This is a genomic window from Sphingobacterium sp. BS-2, assembly GCF_046161205.1.
GTDB classification, from domain to species: domain Bacteria; phylum Bacteroidota; class Bacteroidia; order Sphingobacteriales; family Sphingobacteriaceae; genus Sphingobacterium; species Sphingobacterium mizutaii.
On sequence record NZ_JBIXGO010000021.1, the window covers coordinates 513,627 to 531,869 of the forward strand.

17 protein-coding genes are annotated in these 18,243 nt (G+C 38.8%); 14 read left to right on the forward strand and 3 right to left on the reverse strand.

The genetic code is table 11. From position 1 onward, the window contains the following. Positions 1 to 84: 84 nt before the first annotated feature. A complete protein-coding gene (gene rsgA, locus ACK2WI_RS18355; protein ID WP_409151905.1) occupies positions 85 to 1,005 on the reverse strand; it encodes a ribosome small subunit-dependent GTPase A in 921 nt (306 codons plus the stop codon). Positions 1,006 to 1,124: 119 nt separating this feature from the next. Here rsgA and polA point away from each other — a divergent pair, with 119 nt between their 5' ends. The 11 genes from polA to ACK2WI_RS18410 all read left to right on the forward strand — a co-directional run bounded on the left by polA (position 1,125) and on the right by ACK2WI_RS18410 (position 14,476). Continuing rightward, the gene (gene polA / locus ACK2WI_RS18360; RefSeq protein ID WP_409151906.1) at positions 1,125 to 3,932 is read left to right on the forward strand and encodes a DNA polymerase I; all 2,808 of its coding nucleotides are present in this window, start codon (positions 1,125 to 1,127) and stop codon (positions 3,930 to 3,932) included. Positions 3,933 to 3,937: 5 nt separating this feature from the next. Next, complete coding sequence (locus ACK2WI_RS18365) at positions 3,938 to 5,035, forward strand: hypothetical protein (protein WP_312697256.1); 1,098 nt, start codon at positions 3,938 to 3,940, stop codon at positions 5,033 to 5,035. A 42-nt stretch (positions 5,036 to 5,077) separates the two neighbouring features. After that, a complete protein-coding gene (locus ACK2WI_RS18370; RefSeq protein WP_409151907.1) occupies positions 5,078 to 5,731 on the forward strand; it encodes a phosphatidylserine decarboxylase family protein in 654 nt (217 codons plus the stop codon). A gap of 36 nt (positions 5,732 to 5,767) precedes the next feature. Beyond that, entirely contained in the window at positions 5,768 to 6,793 is a 1,026-nt protein-coding gene (locus ACK2WI_RS18375; RefSeq protein ID WP_093099630.1) for a cell wall metabolism sensor histidine kinase WalK, read from the forward strand. A gap of 74 nt (positions 6,794 to 6,867) precedes the next feature. After that, positions 6,868 to 7,515, forward strand: coding sequence for a DUF47 domain-containing protein (locus ACK2WI_RS18380; protein WP_094257457.1), 648 nt, complete (start codon positions 6,868 to 6,870; stop codon positions 7,513 to 7,515). A gap of 34 nt (positions 7,516 to 7,549) precedes the next feature. Beyond that, complete coding sequence (locus tag ACK2WI_RS18385; protein WP_094257458.1) at positions 7,550 to 8,563, forward strand: inorganic phosphate transporter; 1,014 nt, start codon at positions 7,550 to 7,552, stop codon at positions 8,561 to 8,563. Between the two features lie 243 nt (positions 8,564 to 8,806). Then, on the forward strand, positions 8,807 to 10,186 hold the full coding sequence (locus ACK2WI_RS18390) for an OmpA family protein (RefSeq protein ID WP_409151908.1): 1,380 nt from the start codon (positions 8,807 to 8,809) through the stop codon (positions 10,184 to 10,186). Between the two features lie 224 nt (positions 10,187 to 10,410). Next, positions 10,411 to 11,820, forward strand: coding sequence for a tetratricopeptide repeat protein (locus tag ACK2WI_RS18395; protein ID WP_409151909.1), 1,410 nt, complete (start codon positions 10,411 to 10,413; stop codon positions 11,818 to 11,820). Continuing rightward, on the forward strand, positions 11,817 to 12,560 hold the full coding sequence (locus tag ACK2WI_RS18400; RefSeq protein ID WP_409151910.1) for a shikimate dehydrogenase family protein: 744 nt from the start codon (positions 11,817 to 11,819) through the stop codon (positions 12,558 to 12,560). The genes ACK2WI_RS18395 and ACK2WI_RS18400 overlap by 4 nt, the downstream gene beginning before the upstream one ends. A gap of 40 nt (positions 12,561 to 12,600) precedes the next feature. Continuing rightward, the gene (locus ACK2WI_RS18405) at positions 12,601 to 13,242 is read left to right on the forward strand and encodes an MBL fold metallo-hydrolase (protein ID WP_093099641.1); all 642 of its coding nucleotides are present in this window, start codon (positions 12,601 to 12,603) and stop codon (positions 13,240 to 13,242) included. Between the two features lie 4 nt (positions 13,243 to 13,246). Further along, the gene (locus tag ACK2WI_RS18410; protein WP_409151911.1) at positions 13,247 to 14,476 is read left to right on the forward strand and encodes an ABC transporter permease; all 1,230 of its coding nucleotides are present in this window, start codon (positions 13,247 to 13,249) and stop codon (positions 14,474 to 14,476) included. Between the two features lie 3 nt (positions 14,477 to 14,479). On the opposite strand, the gene ACK2WI_RS18415 is transcribed toward ACK2WI_RS18410, so the two are convergent. Both ACK2WI_RS18415 and ACK2WI_RS18420 read right to left on the reverse strand, forming a co-directional pair. Then, positions 14,480 to 15,136 carry a hypothetical protein gene (locus ACK2WI_RS18415; RefSeq protein ID WP_093099645.1) on the reverse strand — a complete coding sequence of 219 codons (657 nt, stop codon included), beginning with the start codon at positions 15,134 to 15,136 and terminating at the stop codon, positions 14,480 to 14,482. Positions 15,137 to 15,207: 71 nt separating this feature from the next. Next, positions 15,208 to 15,483: a NifU family protein gene (locus ACK2WI_RS18420; protein WP_409151912.1), complete on the reverse strand. Its 276-nt coding sequence runs from the start codon at positions 15,481 to 15,483 to the stop codon at positions 15,208 to 15,210. A gap of 264 nt (positions 15,484 to 15,747) precedes the next feature. Here ACK2WI_RS18420 and ACK2WI_RS18425 point away from each other — a divergent pair, with 264 nt between their 5' ends. Genes ACK2WI_RS18425 through coaBC form a run of 3 tightly spaced genes read left to right on the forward strand, consistent with a single transcriptional unit; the run spans position 15,748 to position 18,242 of the window. After that, a complete protein-coding gene (locus tag ACK2WI_RS18425) occupies positions 15,748 to 16,674 on the forward strand; it encodes an outer membrane protein assembly factor BamD (protein WP_093099649.1) in 927 nt (308 codons plus the stop codon). 28 nt (positions 16,675 to 16,702) lie between these two features. Next, on the forward strand, positions 16,703 to 17,029 hold the full coding sequence (locus tag ACK2WI_RS18430; RefSeq protein WP_093099651.1) for a DNA-directed RNA polymerase subunit omega: 327 nt from the start codon (positions 16,703 to 16,705) through the stop codon (positions 17,027 to 17,029). A gap of 10 nt (positions 17,030 to 17,039) precedes the next feature. Further along, positions 17,040 to 18,242 (forward strand): bifunctional phosphopantothenoylcysteine decarboxylase/phosphopantothenate--cysteine ligase CoaBC, encoded by a 1,203-nt coding sequence (coaBC, locus tag ACK2WI_RS18435; protein WP_409151913.1) that lies wholly within the window; start codon positions 17,040 to 17,042, stop codon positions 18,240 to 18,242. Position 18,243: the final 1 nt, after the last annotated feature.

The following is an 18,243-nucleotide window of genomic DNA, read 5'->3' on the forward strand; positions in this document are numbered from 1 at the left end:
TGGACAAAATATTTAAAGAGAATTAAAACAACTAACTGAAAAAGAACAAAATAACTACAATTCTTTTGAAATATTTTGAAGGAATTAATTTCTATTGTTTTCATTATTGTAGATACTCAAGTAGCTATCATACCGTGAGGGTTCAATCTCCCCATTTTCCAGAGCATCCAAAACGGCGCATCCCGGTTCATTGATATGTCTACAATTATGGAATTTACATTGATTGAGCAGGTTCCTCATTTCAGGGAAATAATGGGATAGTTCTTGGGGTTCGATATCTACAATTCCTAGCTCACGAATACCGGGAGTATCGATCAGTTTACCACTGAAAGGAAGGTCGATCATTTCTGCAAAGGTTGTGGTATGTTTTCCTTTGTCAGACCAATCCGAGATATTTCCTGTTTTGAGGTCAGATCCGGGGATAATGGCATTGATCAAAGTTGATTTACCCACACCTGAGTGTCCTGAAATCAGGGTAATCTTATCCTTTAGGACTTCATTCAGGGTTTCAATGTTCTCCCTTTCTAGGGCTGAAACAGTGAAACAAGGGTAGCCAAGGTTTTCATATATGGCGATGTATTCTGCAAGGATCTCCAACCCTTCCTCAGAAAAAAGGTCTAATTTATTGAAGACAAGTGCTGCTGGAATACCATAGGCTTCCGCAGTAACCAGGAATCGATCAATAAAACCGGTCGACGTCGGCGGGGAGGCCAATGTAACAACTAAAAGTGCTAGATCTAGGTTTGCACCAATAATCTGGGTTTGCTTGGAAAGGTTGACAGACCTACGGATAATATAATTCTTCCTAGGTTCAAGCTTAGTAATAACAGCGCTTTGTTGGCCTTGTTCAATTTCAAACTCCACCCTATCCCCCACAGCAATGGGATTAGTTGTCTTTATGCCCTGAGTTCTGAATATTCCCTTTATCCGACATTCATATCTATTTCCATCATCACCCAAAACTTGGTACCAACTACCGGTAGATTTTGTTACAAGTCCGCGCATATCAATTTTCCATATTTATTAAAAATACAAGCAATCCCCGCAAAAATGGAAAAAAATAATTAATCTTTGCGTCTATTTGAATTTGTTAACTTTGTTATACAGGTAAAAAAACGAAGAATTTGAAAAAGTTATTTCTTTTAGACGGGATGGCATTGATTTACCGTGCATACTTCGCACTCAGTAAAACACCCCGCATTACATCATACGGACTAAATACAGGAGCAATCATGGGTTTTACCAATACCTTGCTCGATGTTTTAAATAATCAGAAACCTAGTCATATCGCTGTTGTATTCGATACAGCAGCACCTACCAACAGACATTTGGAATTTGAGGCTTATAAGGCTCAACGTGAAAAAATGCCTGAGGATCTTGCAGCTTCCATCCCATATATTTTCCGCCTAATCGAAGGATTTAACATTCCAATCATTACCATGGATGGTTTTGAGGCGGATGACATTATTGGAACCTTGGCAAAAAAAGGTGAAAAGATGGACTATACGGTCTATTGTATGACTCCGGACAAAGATTTCGGTCAATTGGTATCTGAAAACATTTTCATCTATAAACCTGCCCGGATGGGCAATGGCGCTGAAACATTAGGCGTTGCGGAGATCTTGGAGAAATGGGAAATCAACAATGTCCATGAGGTGATCGATATTCTTGGTCTTTGGGGGGATGCCGTGGATAATATCCCTGGTATTCCGGGTATCGGAGAGAAAACTGCGAAAAAGCTAATCCAGGAATTCGGATCCATCGAAAACCTGATTCAGAATACGGATAAGCTGAAGGGTAAACTGAAAGAAAATGTAGAAAACCACGCTGAACAGGGCTTGATCTCTAAAAAACTTGCTACGATATTGCTGGATGTTCCGGTTGAGTTTGATGAAAAAGCATTGGAATTGGAGAAACCTAATAAAGAAGTTTTAGAACCTTTATTTGTGGAGTTGGAATTCAGGACTCTTGGGAAAAGAGTTTTTGGAGATGATTTCAGCATGATTGAAAATCCAAATTCGAAAGCCGGACAGATGGACCTATTTGCTGTTCATGATGATGCCAACTTAGCGGGCTCAAAGAATAATCTCCCATCGGATACTGCTGAAGCTCCTGTTTTCACTAATCTTCAAAATACTGCACATCAGTATACATTGCTGGATAGCGAAGAAAAACAAAGAGAACTGGCTCTGCAATTATCAAAGGAGGAATCTTTCTGTTTTGATACAGAAACAACTGGTTTAGATGCTCTTCAAGCAGAATTGGTTGGGATATCATTTAGCACAAAGGCATTTGAAGGGTATTATATTCCGGTTAGTGCTGATCAAGCAGAGGCTCAGAAAACCGTTGATATATTCAAAGGATTATTTGAAAATGAAAACATTAAAAAAATTGGCCAAAACCTGAAGTATGACATTCTGCTTCTATCTAGGTATGGAGTGGATGTGAAAGGTGAGTTTTTTGATACCATGCTCGCTCATTACCTAATTGATCCCGATACAAGACATAACATGGATTACCTATCGGAGACCTACTTAAACTATACGCCGGTTTCTATTACTGAATTGATTGGTACTAAAGGTAAAAACCAAGGTAATATGCGTGATGTGGATGTGGAATTGGTCAAAGAATACGCTTCTGAAGATGCAGACATCACTTTGCAATTAAAAAATAAGCTTGCTCCATTACTTGAAGAAACCTCTACCCTGGATTTAGCACAAAAAGTTGAATTCCCTTTATTAAAGGTATTGGCAGAAGTAGAAAGGAATGGGGTAAAGATCGATGTAGATACTTTGCATCAGTTCTCTACAGAAATTGAAAGGGATGTTAAGGTATTGGAACAACAGATTTATGAAAAAGCTGGAGTTACCTTTAATATTGCCTCTCCAAAGCAATTAGGTGAAGTATTATTTGATAAACTTCAATTGGATCCGAAAGCGAAAAAAACAAAAACTGGTCAATATAAAACTGGAGAAGATGTATTATTGGCATTGGCAAATAAATCCGATATCGTTCAAGATATCTTAGATTTCAGACAGCTTCAAAAGCTAAAATCTACATATGTCGATGCCCTTCCTAATTTGATCAATCCGAATACAGGTTTAATCCACACCTCCTATAATCAGGCTGTAGCGGCAACAGGTAGGTTAAGTTCAACCAATCCTAATTTGCAGAATATCCCAATCCGTACGGAAAGAGGAAGAGGGGTAAGAAAAGCATTTATCAGTCGAAATGAGAACTGGACCTTGCTTTCTGCCGATTATTCTCAGATTGAGCTCAGGATTATGGCTGAATTAAGTCAAGATGTAAATATGTTGGAGGCCTTTAAACAAGGACTCGATATTCACAAGGCTACTGCTGCCAGGGTGTACTCTGTATCGTTGGATGAAGTTAATTCTGACATGAGAAGGAATGCAAAGGCGGTCAACTTTGGGATTATCTATGGACAATCTGCATTTGGACTGTCACAAAACTTGGGGATTAGCCGTAAAGAAGCTGCGGAAATCATTGATCAGTACTTTACCCAATATACCGGTATCCGCAAATATATGGGCGAGGTGATTGAATTTGCCAAGGAAAACGGGTATGTGGAAACTATATTGAAAAGAAGGCGTTATTTAAGAGACATCAATTCTGCGAACATGACCGTGAGAGGTTTTGCGGAACGAAATGCCATTAATGCCCCTATCCAAGGATCGGCTGCAGATTTGATCAAAATCGCGATGATCAATATCCAAAAGGATATCGCAGAAAAAGGATTGGAAGGCAAAATGATCATGCAGGTGCATGATGAACTTGTGTTCGATGTCCCTAACCATGAAATTGATGAATTTAAAGCGATCATCGAAAACAGGATGAAAAACGCCATTGAAATGCAGGTTCCGATTGAAATAGAGATTGGTGAAGGGAAAAATTGGTTGGAAGCACATTAGACGCAATGAAAGTACTGAGCGGTATTTTTTTCTTGATGGTATTTTTCCTGAACACGTTTGGTCAGGACCGGAACCCTGTTTTTTTTGAAAAATCGGGAGAGAACCTGGTGCGCTTTTATTTTGACAGCAATTATTATCTGGTTGATAGGGACTGTGAATTCAAGAGCATTGAAAGGGTAGCAAGTTTTGACCCGGCAAGCAGTAAGTATATCGGTTCGTTTACAGATTTTGATCTTGATGGCAGACCCATTCTTGAAGGATCTTATGTGGATGGGAAAAAATCGGGCTATTTCAAGGCTTATCATCCCAATCGCTCCATTAAATGGGAAACCACTTTTGTAGATGACAGGCCTCAAGGTAATTGGAACTATTATTATCCCGATGGGGAATTGATGATGGTAGTTGAATTTGCTTCCGATTATGTAAAAATCAAGGAATTCATTGATACTCGCGGCAGAAAAGTTGTTGATGAAGGAAATGGAAGGTTTGAATTCAATGTTCCTTTCCAAGGCTATAATCCTTATGGCTATCCTTTTGTGAAACATAAAGGGAAATTAAGGGATGGCGTTCCCGATGGAATATGGCAGATTTATTATACGGCAGACAAACTATCGGATTTGGTTGCGGAAGAGGCTTATTATAGAGGGGTATTCAAATCTGGCTATGATATAATCAATGAAACCGAGTATTCTTCGCCAATTTTCAGTTTGCTCCCCGTTGAGAATTTCTTTAGGGCAGAAAAATTCATATCGAAAGCTTGTAATTATGATGAGATTGCTGGCTATAACAGCTATTTATCTGATTTTCTGACCCAACCTTTCAATTCTTTTGAATTAAGGAGTCCCATTGAAGATAATTTTGAATATAAGATTCAGGTGAGCAAGGATGGGAATCCCTCAAAATTGGAGATTATTGATGATGTTCCGAAGGAAATAAGTAGACCCTTCAGAATGGTCTTGAATTCTGTAGAAAGATATATCCCTTCATTTGCAAATGGCGAATATATTGAAGATGAGATCACTGTAAAGGGAAAAGTATCGTCTGATGAGTCCGGAAAGATACAATTCCATAGCTTGAATATCGGTAGGAAGAATGAACCATAGGACATTTATACAGAATAATTATATTTGCACAAATATTTATTTATGAAATTTCACAAGGAAGGCTATACCAGTTTAGCATTAGTAGTATTATTTATTTTTATAATAAACGCCATTGCACATTATTATGATGCCGGCAGTGCTGTGAAATGGATCATTTATATTGTTTCAGCATTTTTGCTGATAACCATTGTTCAATTTTTCAGAAGCCCTAACAAAACCATAACAATCGACGAGGGGGTTGTATTATGCCCTGCTGATGGAAAAGTGGTAGTTATTGAAGAAACGGAAGAAACTGAGTACTTGAAAGACCGTAGAATTCAGGTTTCGATTTTTATGTCTCCTGTCAATGTACATGTCAATAGAAACCCTGTGTCTGGAATTGTTTCCTTTTTCAAATACCATCCTGGGAAATTCTTGGTGGCTTGGCATCCGAAATCGTCCACTGACAACGAAAGGACAACTGTTGTTGTGAAAACCCAATCTGGAGTTGAAGTTTTGTTCCGCCAAATCGCTGGTGCAATGGCCAGAAGGATTGTTTGGTATGTGAAAGAAGGCCAAGAGGTGAAACAAGGTGAAGAGTTTGGATTTATTAAATTTGGATCCAGAGTGGATTTATTCTTGCCGCTAGATACAAAAATCAATGTAAATATTGGAGATAAGGTTACTGGCGGTAAATCTATTATTGCTCGATTTTAATCTCAATTGCTGAGACCACCTTTAATTAGGTAAGACATGAATTTTCGCACCCTAATACTTGTAATTAGTTTTGTTTTTTCCTTTACATTATCGGGAATGAACTATTATTATGAGAGGGATCTGCCTACTTTCACCTTTATTCTCATACTGAGCTTTGTCCTCTCCTTTAGCTTACTGAACTACGTTTTCCAAAAATTCGTGTATGAAAGGATCAAATCTGTATACAAATTGATCCATAACCTAAAGCTGGGCAAAGAGCTGAAGGATGCTTTGGGCGACCATAAATCCGAAGACCCAATTGGTGATGCCGAAAAGGAAGTGAGAGACTGGGCAAAACAAAAGACAATAGAAATTAACCAATTAAAAGCTCAGGAAAAGTTCCGAAAAGAATTTCTTTCTAATATTTCGCACGAATTCAAAACCCCTCTGTTTGCCATCCAAGGGTATATTGAAACCTTGCAGGATGGCATGATCGATGACAATCCTGAAATGGCTGTTAATTTTTTAAATAAAGCTTCTCGAAACCTGGATCGGTTGAGCTATTTAATTCATGATCTAGATGAAATAGCTAAGCTGGAATCTGGCGAAATATCCATTTTGATAGAAAAATTTGACCTCCTTGCATTAATTAAGGAGACGATCGATGATTTGGAATATAAAGCCAAAGAAAATAATATTACGCTTGTTTTTAATCCTAAAGGCAATAATCCCATACAGGTAAAGGCTGATAGAAAGAAAATTCAACAGGTTTTAATCAATCTCATTGACAATTCAATCAAATATGGGTCTAAAGGAGGTAAAACAAATATCAAGGTTCACTTATTAATAGATCAGGTCCTGATTGAAATTACAGATAACGGCCAAGGTATTGAGGAGAAAAATCTACCGAGAGTATTTGAGCGATTTTTCAGGACGGATAAAAGTAGATCTCGGGATATCGGAGGATCAGGATTAGGTCTTGCAATCGTTAAACATATCATAGAGGCGCATCAGCAAAATGTGCACGTCAGAAGCACGGAAGGCATTGGTACCACCTTTTCTTTTACCCTCGAGAAGGCCTAATTTAAGCGATTTATTAAAACTTAACATTAACTTAACATTAAGTGCATAATTTTGCGCTACTAAAAATACGAGTTATGTCTCTAAATAGCATTTTTCAATATTTTGTCCCAAAGGACAAGAAATTTTTCCCATTGTTTGAACAAGCCGGATCAAATTTAATTGACATGGCCAAGCTTTTAAAAGAAAGCGTTCATACGACAGATCTTCAGCTTAGAAAAGATAACTCTAAATTGCTGGAGGATCTAGAGCACAAAGGGGACAATCTAACCCATCAGATTCATTTGGAATTAGGAAAGAACTTTATCACACCATTTGACAGGGAGGATATCCACGCATTGGCCAGTTCATTAGACGATGTGGCGGACTTTATCCATGGTGCTTCCAATAGAATGGAGCTCTATAAGGTCACTGAACCTAGTGAAGCCATGAAAGAGATTTCAAGCTTGATCCTTGAAGCAACGGAACATGTTGCAAAAGCACTATTTGAGCTAAAAGACCTTAAGAACATCAGGAACATTACTGATTCATGTGTACGCATCAACAGTGTGGAAAATAAAGCTGACTATATTTTTGACAAAGCTGTCGCCGAATTATTTGAGTATGAAAAAGATGCAATCAACCTGATCAAGAACAAAGAAGTTTTATCTGCAATGGAAGATGCGACAGATAAATGTGAGGATGTTGCCAATGTATTGGAAAGTATTCTTGTGAAGAACGCTTAATTTATTAAATAAGAACTCACAACAATATTAAATTATGGGTATAACCACATTATTAATTGTCGTAATTGTTTTAGCTATTGCGTTTGACTACATCAATGGATTCCATGATGCAGCCAACTCCATAGCGACTATCGTATCGACCAAAGTATTGACCCCGTTCATGGCAGTACTATGGGCAGCCTTGTTCAACTTTGTTGCTTATTTTGTTTTCACCGATCATAAAGTGGCCAATACGATCGCCAAAACGGTCATTGAAGAATATATCACCCTCGAGGTAATATTTGCGGGCTTGGTGGCAGCTATTGCCTGGAACCTTTTTACCTGGTATTATGGTATCCCGTCTAGTTCCAGCCATACATTAATTGGAGGTTTTGCTGGATCGGGGATGGCCTATGCTTTGTTTTTAGGAGCAAACCCAATGGAAGCTATCAATTTAAGTGCAACATTGAAAATTGTTTCCTTTATTGTATTGGCACCATTGGTAGGTATGACAATATCGATCATCATTACTTTGATCATTATCAATATTTGTAAAAAAGCTAGACCTGCAGTTGCCGAGAAATGGTTTAAAATCCTGCAATTGGTTTCATCGGCAGGATTGAGTTTTGCTCATGGTGGTAACGATGCGCAAAAGGTCATGGGCATTATTGCTACTGCCTTAATTGCACAGGGTGTAATCGGTAGTTTTGAAGAAATGCCTGAGTGGGTTCCATTAGCCTGTTATTTTGCGATCGCAGCAGGAACGATGAGTGGAGGATGGAAAATCGTAAAGACAATGGGTACAAAAATCACAAAAGTGACTCCTTTAGAAGGTGTAAGTGCTGAAACAGCAGGTGCAATAACCTTAGGTATTACAGAACATTTTGGCATTCCGGTTTCAACGACCCATACAATCACTGGTTCGATTATCGGGGTGGGTATAGTAAAAAGAGTTTCAGCCGTTCGTTGGGGAGTAACCATCAGTTTATTATGGGCTTGGATATTAACTATCCCTGTTAGTGCACTGTTAGGCGGGTTAACCCTAGCTATAATTCATTATATTTTGTAGTAAAAATCATACAGACCAAAGGTATTGTGCTCATATTTATTGACAATTAATAAAGTTTTGATAAAAAATTTGTGTTATTTAATGTTAATAAGTATTTTTACGCGGCAAAAGGACCTATGGATATCATGGAAAAAGGGCTTTTTGCAATTTAACATTTTTTGGCACCGTTATTGTTAAGTTATGTTAAATTGATTTTTACAATTAGAAACAATTAAAAATTTTAATAACCTTAAAAAAAAGAGTATGAACTATTCTACAATTAAAAAAACAGCTGTTGCAGCTTCTTTAGTAGCCGCTTTAGGTTTCGCTGAAACTGCACAAGCACAAACCCCAACTGTATTTGGTGGTAGATCACAATACAGAACTTGGTCAATTGGTGTTCAAGGTGGTATCACTACTCCAAACACTATTATTGGTGGCCAAAACGGTTTCGGACAACGCGTTGGATATTTCCAAAACAAAGTTGGTGAATACTATGGTTTGACTATCCGTAAGCAATTCTCTCACCTATTCGGTTTAGAATTAGAAGGTAACCGTGGTCGTATCAAAACTTACAACCATGATTTAGTTACTACTCCGGAGAATAACTTAGGTGCAAGATCTGCTGAGACTTCAGTTAACTGGGCAGCTAGCTTAAATGGTGTATTCCAATTAGGTACTATCGACTTCATGAGAAGAGAAAACGCTGTTAACTTCTACGCTAAAGTTGGTTTAGGTGTTATGGCTCATAACCCAGTTCAATTCGCTAACAACGATTTCACTGGTACTGAAGTTTACAACAACGAAGGTAAATGGGGTCAAGAAATTTTCGGTGACCGTGAGGCTACTGGAGACCGTGACAACCGTTTAACTGGATATATCCCAGTTGGTGTTGGTGTTAAATTCAAGTTATCTGAAGTTGTTGCCTTGAACTTAGGTTACACAATGAACTTCACTGATGACAACTTATTATACGGACCGGTTCGTTACGACGGAAAGCAAAAATTCTCTAACGTATATGGTGGCTTAGAGTTCACTTTAGGTTCTCGTGATAAAGAAAGCTTAACGTTCACTAACCCTGTTGCTACATTATATGATGAGTTGAAAGACCCTTCATTACGTAACGAAGTTGAAGCATTGAAACAGCGCGTATCTACTTTGGAAGGTACAGTTGATCAATTAAGCAAAGACTCTGATGGTGACGGCGTATCTGACAAATTTGACAAATGTCCAGGAACTCCTGCTGGTACGGTAGTTGATGGTTCTGGATGTCCAATCAAATTTCCTGAACCTCAGCAATTAACTGACGGAACTACTTCAGGATACTTTGCTCCAATTCAATTCGAATTTGATAGCTCAGTATTGAAAACTGAATCTTACTCTACTTTAGATAAATTAGCTAAAGAATTGAAAGACAGTAACGGTTCTGTTTCATTAGATGGTTATGCATCTGCTGAAGGTACAGAAGCTTACAACATGAACTTATCAAAAGACCGTGCTAATGCAGTAAAACAATACTTAGTTAACGCTGGAGTATCTGCATCAAGCATCAACGCTACAGGATACGGTGAAGCTAACCCAGTTGCTTCAAACGACACTGAAGAAGGTCGTGTTCAAAACCGTCGTGTTGAGATCAAAAAATAATTGTTAGAAATAACAATTTGAAATAACAAAAGCCAGCTGTTTAGCTGGCTTTTTTGTTGCTATACACAGTATTTACAATATAATTACTTAATTAACTTTACATTTGCAGACCAACCCAGTCTAAAATGTGAATATGTTGAAAACAATTACATATTCTAATGTTCAAAAAATAGTATTTTCATTTAGGAATTGGAGAGTACGAATAAATTTTAAGGAGGAGAATAATGGAAGAAGATTTTGAATTTGGAACCCCGGAAGAACAAAAATTTTCAGTGGATCGTTATGAGGAAATGCTTCGAAATGAAGACCAGTACTTTTTTGACGCAAAAGCCTTTGAAAGCATTATTGACTATTACATCACCAACAATGATCCAATAAAAGCTTTACAAGGAATAGAATTTGCATCTGCCCAACACCCTTTCGAAACCTCGTTCATAATCAAGAAAGCTCAGCTTCTCGCTTCCACTTTACAGTATGAACCTGCATTGGAGGCATTAAGTAAAGCGGAATTACTGGAACCGTCCGAAGGTGACATCTATTTGATAAAAGGGACAATCCTATCTGCCCTTCAGGAACATCAGCTGGCCGAAGAAAACTTCTTCAAGGCTTTGAAACTTAGCGATGCTAAAGATGAGGTCTATTATCAAATCGCGGGCCTATACCAACTTCAAGGGGCTTATGAAAAAGCCATTGCATATTTAAAAAAATCATTACAAGCAAATAAAGACAATCAGGATGCGCTCTACGAAATAGCATTTTGCTATGATGTATTGGAACAACAACAAGAAAGTATTCAGTTCTACAACCAATATATCGATACGGATCCATATTCCTATGCTGCTTGGTACAATCTAGGTAACGCTTACCACAAGTTAGGTGATTTTGGAGCTGCAATTGATGCTTATGATTATGCCATCTTGATCAATGAGAATTTTTCATCGGCTTATTTCAATAAAGGTAACGCCTTGGTAAACCTAGACAGGTATTCGGAAGCCATTGATGTCTATAAACAGACCTTCGAGCACGAAACTCCAAATGCGGATACTTACTGTGCAATTGGAGAATGCTATGAAAAGTTAGAACAGATGGATGAAGCACGCCAATATTACAAGAAGGCTGTTAAACTTGACGGCAATCAAAGTGACGCCTGGTTTGGTATTGGGGTTACACTGGATTTTGAAGAACGATATTTCGAATCACTGCATTTTTATAAGAAAGCATTAGAGATCGACGATGAGAATCCAGATTATTGGTTTGCGATTGCTGACGCTCGCTATAAATTGAAACAATTTGATCAATCTATAGAGGCTTATTCAAAGGTTGTGGAGTTAAACCCAACCGATGCAGAAGCTTGGTTGGATTATTCCTCTTTACTGTTTGAGCAAACCAGGCTCGAGGAGGCTATTGAGGTCATTTCAGAGGCGATCAAATGTAACCCGGATGAGGCAACATTATATTATAGAATGGTAGCTTATATGTTCGCCGCAGGAAAATATACAGAAGCATTAAGTTTCTTGGAACTCGCATTAAACGTTGATCCAGAGAAACATTACATTTTATTTGAATACCTGCCACAATTACAGGGAAACCAAGTAATCGTAGATATTATCAAAAAATATACAGAAGGACGATGAAGCAATTAGGATTAATAGGCTATCCACTCGGCCATTCATTTTCCAAAAAATATTATTTAGAAAAATTCAGAATCGAGGGTATAGAAAACATTGATTATGATCTATACCCTCTATCAACTATCCAGGAATTCCCAAGCCTTTACCAAGATAACCCGGAGTTTTACGGCGTAAATGTCACCATTCCCTATAAACAGGAGGTGATGCGTTATTTGACAGACCTTTCAGTGGAGGCAAGAGAAATTGGTGCCGTGAATTGCATTCAAATCCGTCACGAAAGTGACGGCATAAAACTAACAGGCTTCAACACGGATGCCCACGGATTTGAAAAATCATTAGAACCTCTATTGAAACCCAATCATAACAGAGCATTAATATTCGGTAATGGAGGAGCTACTAAAGCTGTTGCTTATTCTTTGAAAAAACTTGGCATCGAATATAGGATCGTAAGTAGGACAAAGACCCAATACAACCTTTCCTACGATGACCTTTCGGAAGAGTTAGTTCAGAACTCTCCACTATTAATTAATTGCACCCCTTTGGGGACGTTCCCCAAGACGGGTGAATGTCCTGCACTTCCATACGAAGCAATTTCAAGTGATCATTTATTGTATGACCTTATTTACAATCCTGAAGAAACTTTATTCTTAAAAAAAGGGAAAGAAAGAGGGGCCGCCATCAAAAATGGTTATGAAATGCTGGTCTTGCAAGCAGAAAAAAACTGGGAAATCTGGAATCAATAGGAAAAGCCCAATTGCTTAGAAATATTTCCTATTTTTGGACATGCTACATATCAAGACTTTTGTATTCAATCCATACCAGGAAAATACCTATTTAATCTATGATGAGGCCAAAAACTGTATCATAATAGATCCTGGAATGCACAATTATCAAGAAGAAAACCATCTGAAAGATTATATTGAAAACAATGGCCTAAAACCCCTCCACCTTATCAACACCCATGGCCATATCGATCATGTGCTAGGGAATAAGTTTGTTTCGGAGACCTATGACCTAATCCCCCAATTCCATGAAGGCGAGCTTCCCTTGGTGATACAGGTTCAAAACTATGCTCCGCAAATGGGGATCCGATACGATCCCTCACCCATCCCTGAAACATTTTTACAGGAGGATGATACCATAAAAATTGGCGATGAGGAATTATCATTGATCTTAGCCCCCGGTCATTCACCGGCGCATCTTTGTTTATACAGTAAAGAACATAACTTCTTGATCGGAGGAGATGTACTTTTCAAGAACAGCATCGGTCGCACTGATCTTCCTGGAGGCAACCATCAGCAACTTTTGAACAGTATAGCCAGCAGAATATATACACTGCCGGAGGAAACGGTCGTATATCCTGGTCATGGACCAAGTACCACTGTAGGAGAAGAAAAAAAGTCGAATCCATTTATCAGGGCCTAAAAAAATGAAGCTCCCAATATTCTTTGCAAAACGGTATCTTTTTTCGAAAAAGTCGGTAAATGCGATCAACATTATTTCATCGATCAGCATGATCGGGGTATTGGTCAGCACGGCTGCTTTGGTGATAGTTTTATCCTTTTACAATGGATTGGAACGTTTTATCCTTTCACAATACAGTACTTTTTCACCAGAATACAGAATAGAACCATCTTCAGGAAAGGTGTTCTCCACAAATAGCGAGGCCTTTAAAAAACTTCGCGAATTGCCAGAAATATCCTCATATAGCGAAGTATTAGAGGACAAGGTCCTCGCAGAATATAACCAGCAACAGTTCATCGGTCGTTTAAAGGGCATTGAACCTAATAGCCTCCATCAAATCGCCAATGAAGACATGCTTTTGGAGGGAAAGCTAGAAGTGAAGGAAGACAGTGCCAACTATGCCATCTTGGGCACTACAGTACAGGCAAACCTCCAAGTTCCCTTACAAGGTGTAGAAAACCAGATTTTTCTCAATATTCCCGACAAAAAAGCTTCACCGAATAACATCAACCCCCTAGAGGATATCAGAACGAGGGCAATTAAACCAAATGCAATCCTAGGGTACCAACCAGGTTTCGAGGATCTGATCATTGTACCCATAGACTTTGCAAAAGATCTCTTGAATGAGCATGAAGGCATATCAGCGATCGAACTATATGGCAAAAACGACAACTCCACGAGCTTACAAAAAGAAATCCAGGCATTATTGGGAAAGGATTTTCAAGTAAAAAACAGGGAACAGCAGAACCCTACCCTTTACAAAACCGTAAGGTCCGAAAAATGGATCGTGTTCTTTATCGTCACGATCATAGGCATAATCGCTATATTCAATATCATCGGATCCCTGACCATGTTGGTGATCGACAAGAAACAGGACATGGTGGTATTAAATAGCTTAGGCGCTAGCAATAACCTCATCCAGAACATCTTCTATTACCAAGGTATCCTCATTGCATTGATAGGGAGCGTTACGGGCGCATTCTTGGGATTAATGTTTTGTTTGCTACAAGACCATTTCGGATTTGTAAGCACCAGCGAGGGATCATTATTTGACGCCTACCCTGTAGACATCCGTTATATGGATTTGGTGTTGATCTTTATTACGGTGATGGCGGTTTCAACCCTAGTATCCTATATGGCTTCTCGGCTAAACATTAGAGGTATCAATAAGCGCGGCGCTCTAGAATCCAATTAGAATTTAGTATTTCAGACGCTGTCTACTATAATCTCCACGCTTGATCTGGTTGATCAATTGACCCCAAGCGAATGGATTCAACAGCGGATTAGCCATATTTTGGTTAATGGCTTTATTGGACATATTGATATGCCTTTGAAAGTTATTATAGGTCTGGATTTCTTCAGCACTCCTTGGCACAATCTTGGAAAGGGAAGCCAAAGCTTGAGGAGAAAGGTTCCTTTTGGCGGTCATTACATCATCACCACTGATATCAAGGGCCAGAAACTCCATATTAAATTCTTCGATACTTGCCCAAGGCAATGGAGGGCCAACGGTTACCATCGGCAGTTCCTCTACGGTAGGGGTCAATTCAATTTTGGCGGTATATTTATCCCCATCCACATCAGGAATGGTAATTCGCACAGAGCGATATCCGATGGAAGAAAACACGATCTCATCACCGGTATGCCCTACAAAGGAGAAGTACCCTTCATGATTTGCCGAATAGCCATCATTGCCATAACTTTCATTTCGTATTGTCACAAAAGGAACGGCGATATCAGTCCCCTCGGCTAAAATATACCCAGAAACCTGTACTATTTTTTTGTTCTGAGCTTGGAGGCTCAAAACAAATGCCGATAGTATAGCAAGCAAGATATATTTTTGTAGGAATTTCATTTAGCAACAAAACTAGGGAAAATCATACGTAAGATGCTGTTAAATAGTGTTAACAGTATCTAATATTTTCATTACAATTGGTTGGGGTTTATCGCATTGGGATCATCCATATCCGTAATATTGATCGCTTCGACGGCTGCAATCTCCGGAACAGCCTTTTTAATCGCTTGTTCTAAACCTGCCTTAAAAGTCATGATACTCATGGAGCAATTTGCGCAAGTCCCCAACAGTTTAAGCTTCACAACGTTGTCCGGCGTAATTTCCTCAATAGAAACGTTACCACCATCAGTCTGTAAATAAGGTCTGATGGAATCCAATGCTTGCTCTACTCTCTCAAATAAGGTCATTTTAAATCCTGATAAAATATATTAAACGTAAATATAGTTATTATTTTATTCATTTGTGACATAGCTGATACTAATTCAACATTCATTTGACTTAAGAAAAACCCCCGAAATTAGCCTCAATACGTTCAATATCAGCAAAATCAGCGGCTTTAAGTTAAAGTTTGTTAAAACCAAGTTTATCCAAGGATTACCTAATCGAAATCGAGTATTTTCGCGTATCATTAAATAATTGAAAATTAGTATTAATTCACGTATCTTTGTGGGATGTTTTTAAAGAATCATGTATTTAGCCTAATTGTCGGCTTGTTTCTTTTATTGGGCTTGGGTAGTTGTAAGAGTAAATTCGAAAAACTACGCGCAAGCAATAACGTACAAATGAAGTATCAGGAGGCTGTAAAGTACTACGAAAAAGAGAAGTACTCCAAGGCCTTAACCTTATTTCAAGATCTGTTGGCAAAGTACCGCGGTACAGCAGATGCCGAGGATCTAAACTATTACACTGCCTTTGCTGCTTATCGATTGAAAGATTATATCTCAGCAAGATTTCACTTTAAAAACTTTGCAGATAATTATCCCAACAGCCCTAGAGCTGAGGAGTGTAGGTTTATGTCTGCCTATTGTTATTACCTGGATTCTCCACGTTCAAATTTAGACCAAGACAATACCCGTAAGGCAATTGATCAACTTCAATTGTTCGTGAATTTGTACCCGGAGTCCGAAAGGTCAAAAGAAGCAGGAGATCTGATCCAAAACCTTCGTGATAAATTAGAGAAAAAAGCATTTGACAACGCCAAGTTGTACTACAACATGGGCTTGCCAGATGATTACCGTGCAGCAGTAATCGCCTTGGAGAATGTATTGAAAGTATATCCAGACACGAAGCATGCGGAAGACATCGAATATCTATTAGTAAAATCGCAATACTTATTCGCCGATAATTCTTACCCACACCGTCAAGAAGAAAGGTTCAATCAGATGATTGATTACTACGACAGTTTTATTGAGCATTACCCAGAAAGCAAATACAGCAATGAGCTGAATGGCCTTCGCGGAAGTGCAGACAGAAAGATTGCTTCTGCCTTGAAAATCATGGCTAATGACGAAAAGCTAAGAAAACAACGTGAGGAAGATCTAGGCATTTCCACCCCGAATGGTATTCCAATCGAAAACGAGAACAACAATCAACAATAATCTTTAGTACATCCATTTTTATTTATATATGAACCAGAATAAAAATACAGTTCCAAATTCAACAGTAACTCGCGATTTAAGAGAGTTAGACCAAACTACTGATAACTTATACGAATCTATCGTTGTCATCAGCAAGCGTGCTAATCAGATCGCTGTAGATATGAAAGAGGAGTTAAACCAAAAGTTGTCAGAATTTGCTAGCAGCAATGACAACTTAGAGGAAGTGTTCGAAAATCGTGAGCAAATTGAAATCTCTAAGCACTACGAAAGATTGCCAAAACCAACTTTAGTAGCTATAGACGAGTTCTTGCACGAGAAAGTATACTTCAGAAACCCTACAAAAGAACAAGAGTAAGATATTTACCATGTCTTTAAGAGACAAACATATTGTAATTGGTATAAGCGGCAGCATCGCCGCTTATAAGATTGCAACATTGGTAAGATTACTGAGAAAAGCAGAAGCCTCCGTTCAGGTTATCATGACCCAGGAAGCGACTCAATTCATTACTCCGCTTACTCTTTCTACCCTTTCCAACAAACCCGTTTTCGTCGATTATTTCGACAAAAAAACAGGGGAATGGAATAACCATGTCCATATTTCCCAATCGGCAGACCTGATCTTAATTGCTCCGGCCACAGCCAATACCTTGGCAAAATGTGCCCAAGGGATCTGTGACAACCTCTTACAAGCAGTCTATCTCTCTGCAAAGAGTGAGGTTTTCTTGGCTCCAGCAATGGATTTGGATATGTGGGTCCACCCTTCTGTCAAAAACAACATCCAGCTGCTACAATCCTACGGGAATGTGATCATTCCTCCGGGTAAAGGAGAATTGGCAAGCGGACTTGTTGGCGAGGGCCGGTTGGCAGAACCTGAAGAAATCTTCCAGTTCATCCAGGAACATTTCGAATCCAATAAACCTCTTTCCGGGAAGAAAGCACTAGTCTCCGCAGGTCCAACCTACGAGGCTATCGATCCTGTTCGTTTCATTGGCAATCATTCCAGTGGAAAAATGGGTTATGCCATTGCAAGGGAGCTCAGCAAACTTGGTGCTGAAGTAACCTTAATCAGCGGACCAACCGCATTAAGCACGCCAGAAGGCGTAAAAAGGATCAATGTACAGTCTGCAGCTGAGATGCTTAATGAATGCAACAACTATTTTGAGCAAGCAGACATTACCGTCATGAGTGCTGCCGTTGCTGATTATGCCCCAACGGAAGTTGCCGCTCAGAAGATCAAGAAAAAGACGGAAGATTTCAGCATTTCACTTCAGAAAACCACGGATATACTAGCTACTCTGGGTGCAAAAAAGAAAGAACAGCAAACACTGGTTGGATTTGCCCTAGAAACCAATAATGAGCTAGAAAATGCGATCGATAAGCTAAAGAGAAAAAATCTGGATTTTATCGTGCTCAATTCCATGCAGGACAAAGGAGCCGGTTTTGCTCATGACACCAATAAGATAACGGTCATCAATAAAAAAGAAGAGATCTTGTCCTTTGATATAAAGAGTAAAGAAGAAGTGGCAAAGGACATTTGCACTTTGATCCTGGAATACCAGAATCGATAAA

What these genes read in the sequence shown, in the direction of transcription:
- rsgA (WP_409151905.1), bottom strand. Translation starts at nt 1,005, where the DNA reads ATGCGCGGACTTGTAACAAAATCTACCGGTAGTTGGTACCAAGTTTTG.
- ACK2WI_RS18365 (WP_312697256.1), top strand. Translation starts at nt 3,938, where the DNA reads ATGAAAGTACTGAGCGGTATTTTTTTCTTGATGGTATTTTTCCTGAAC.
- ACK2WI_RS18370 (WP_409151907.1), top strand. Translation starts at nt 5,078, where the DNA reads ATGAAATTTCACAAGGAAGGCTATACCAGTTTAGCATTAGTAGTATTA.
- ACK2WI_RS18375 (WP_093099630.1), top strand. Translation starts at nt 5,768, where the DNA reads ATGAATTTTCGCACCCTAATACTTGTAATTAGTTTTGTTTTTTCCTTT.
- ACK2WI_RS18380 (WP_094257457.1), top strand. Translation starts at nt 6,868, where the DNA reads ATGTCTCTAAATAGCATTTTTCAATATTTTGTCCCAAAGGACAAGAAA.
- ACK2WI_RS18385 (WP_094257458.1), top strand. Translation starts at nt 7,550, where the DNA reads ATGGGTATAACCACATTATTAATTGTCGTAATTGTTTTAGCTATTGCG.
- ACK2WI_RS18390 (WP_409151908.1), top strand. Translation starts at nt 8,807, where the DNA reads ATGAACTATTCTACAATTAAAAAAACAGCTGTTGCAGCTTCTTTAGTA.
- ACK2WI_RS18395 (WP_409151909.1), top strand. Translation starts at nt 10,411, where the DNA reads ATGGAAGAAGATTTTGAATTTGGAACCCCGGAAGAACAAAAATTTTCA.
- ACK2WI_RS18400 (WP_409151910.1), top strand. Translation starts at nt 11,817, where the DNA reads ATGAAGCAATTAGGATTAATAGGCTATCCACTCGGCCATTCATTTTCC.
- ACK2WI_RS18405 (WP_093099641.1), top strand. Translation starts at nt 12,601, where the DNA reads ATGCTACATATCAAGACTTTTGTATTCAATCCATACCAGGAAAATACC.
- ACK2WI_RS18410 (WP_409151911.1), top strand. Translation starts at nt 13,247, where the DNA reads ATGAAGCTCCCAATATTCTTTGCAAAACGGTATCTTTTTTCGAAAAAG.
- ACK2WI_RS18415 (WP_093099645.1), bottom strand. Translation starts at nt 15,136, where the DNA reads ATGAAATTCCTACAAAAATATATCTTGCTTGCTATACTATCGGCATTT.
- ACK2WI_RS18420 (WP_409151912.1), bottom strand. Translation starts at nt 15,483, where the DNA reads ATGACCTTATTTGAGAGAGTAGAGCAAGCATTGGATTCCATCAGACCT.
- ACK2WI_RS18425 (WP_093099649.1), top strand. Translation starts at nt 15,748, where the DNA reads ATGTTTTTAAAGAATCATGTATTTAGCCTAATTGTCGGCTTGTTTCTT.
- ACK2WI_RS18430 (WP_093099651.1), top strand. Translation starts at nt 16,703, where the DNA reads ATGAACCAGAATAAAAATACAGTTCCAAATTCAACAGTAACTCGCGAT.
- coaBC (WP_409151913.1), top strand. Translation starts at nt 17,040, where the DNA reads ATGTCTTTAAGAGACAAACATATTGTAATTGGTATAAGCGGCAGCATC.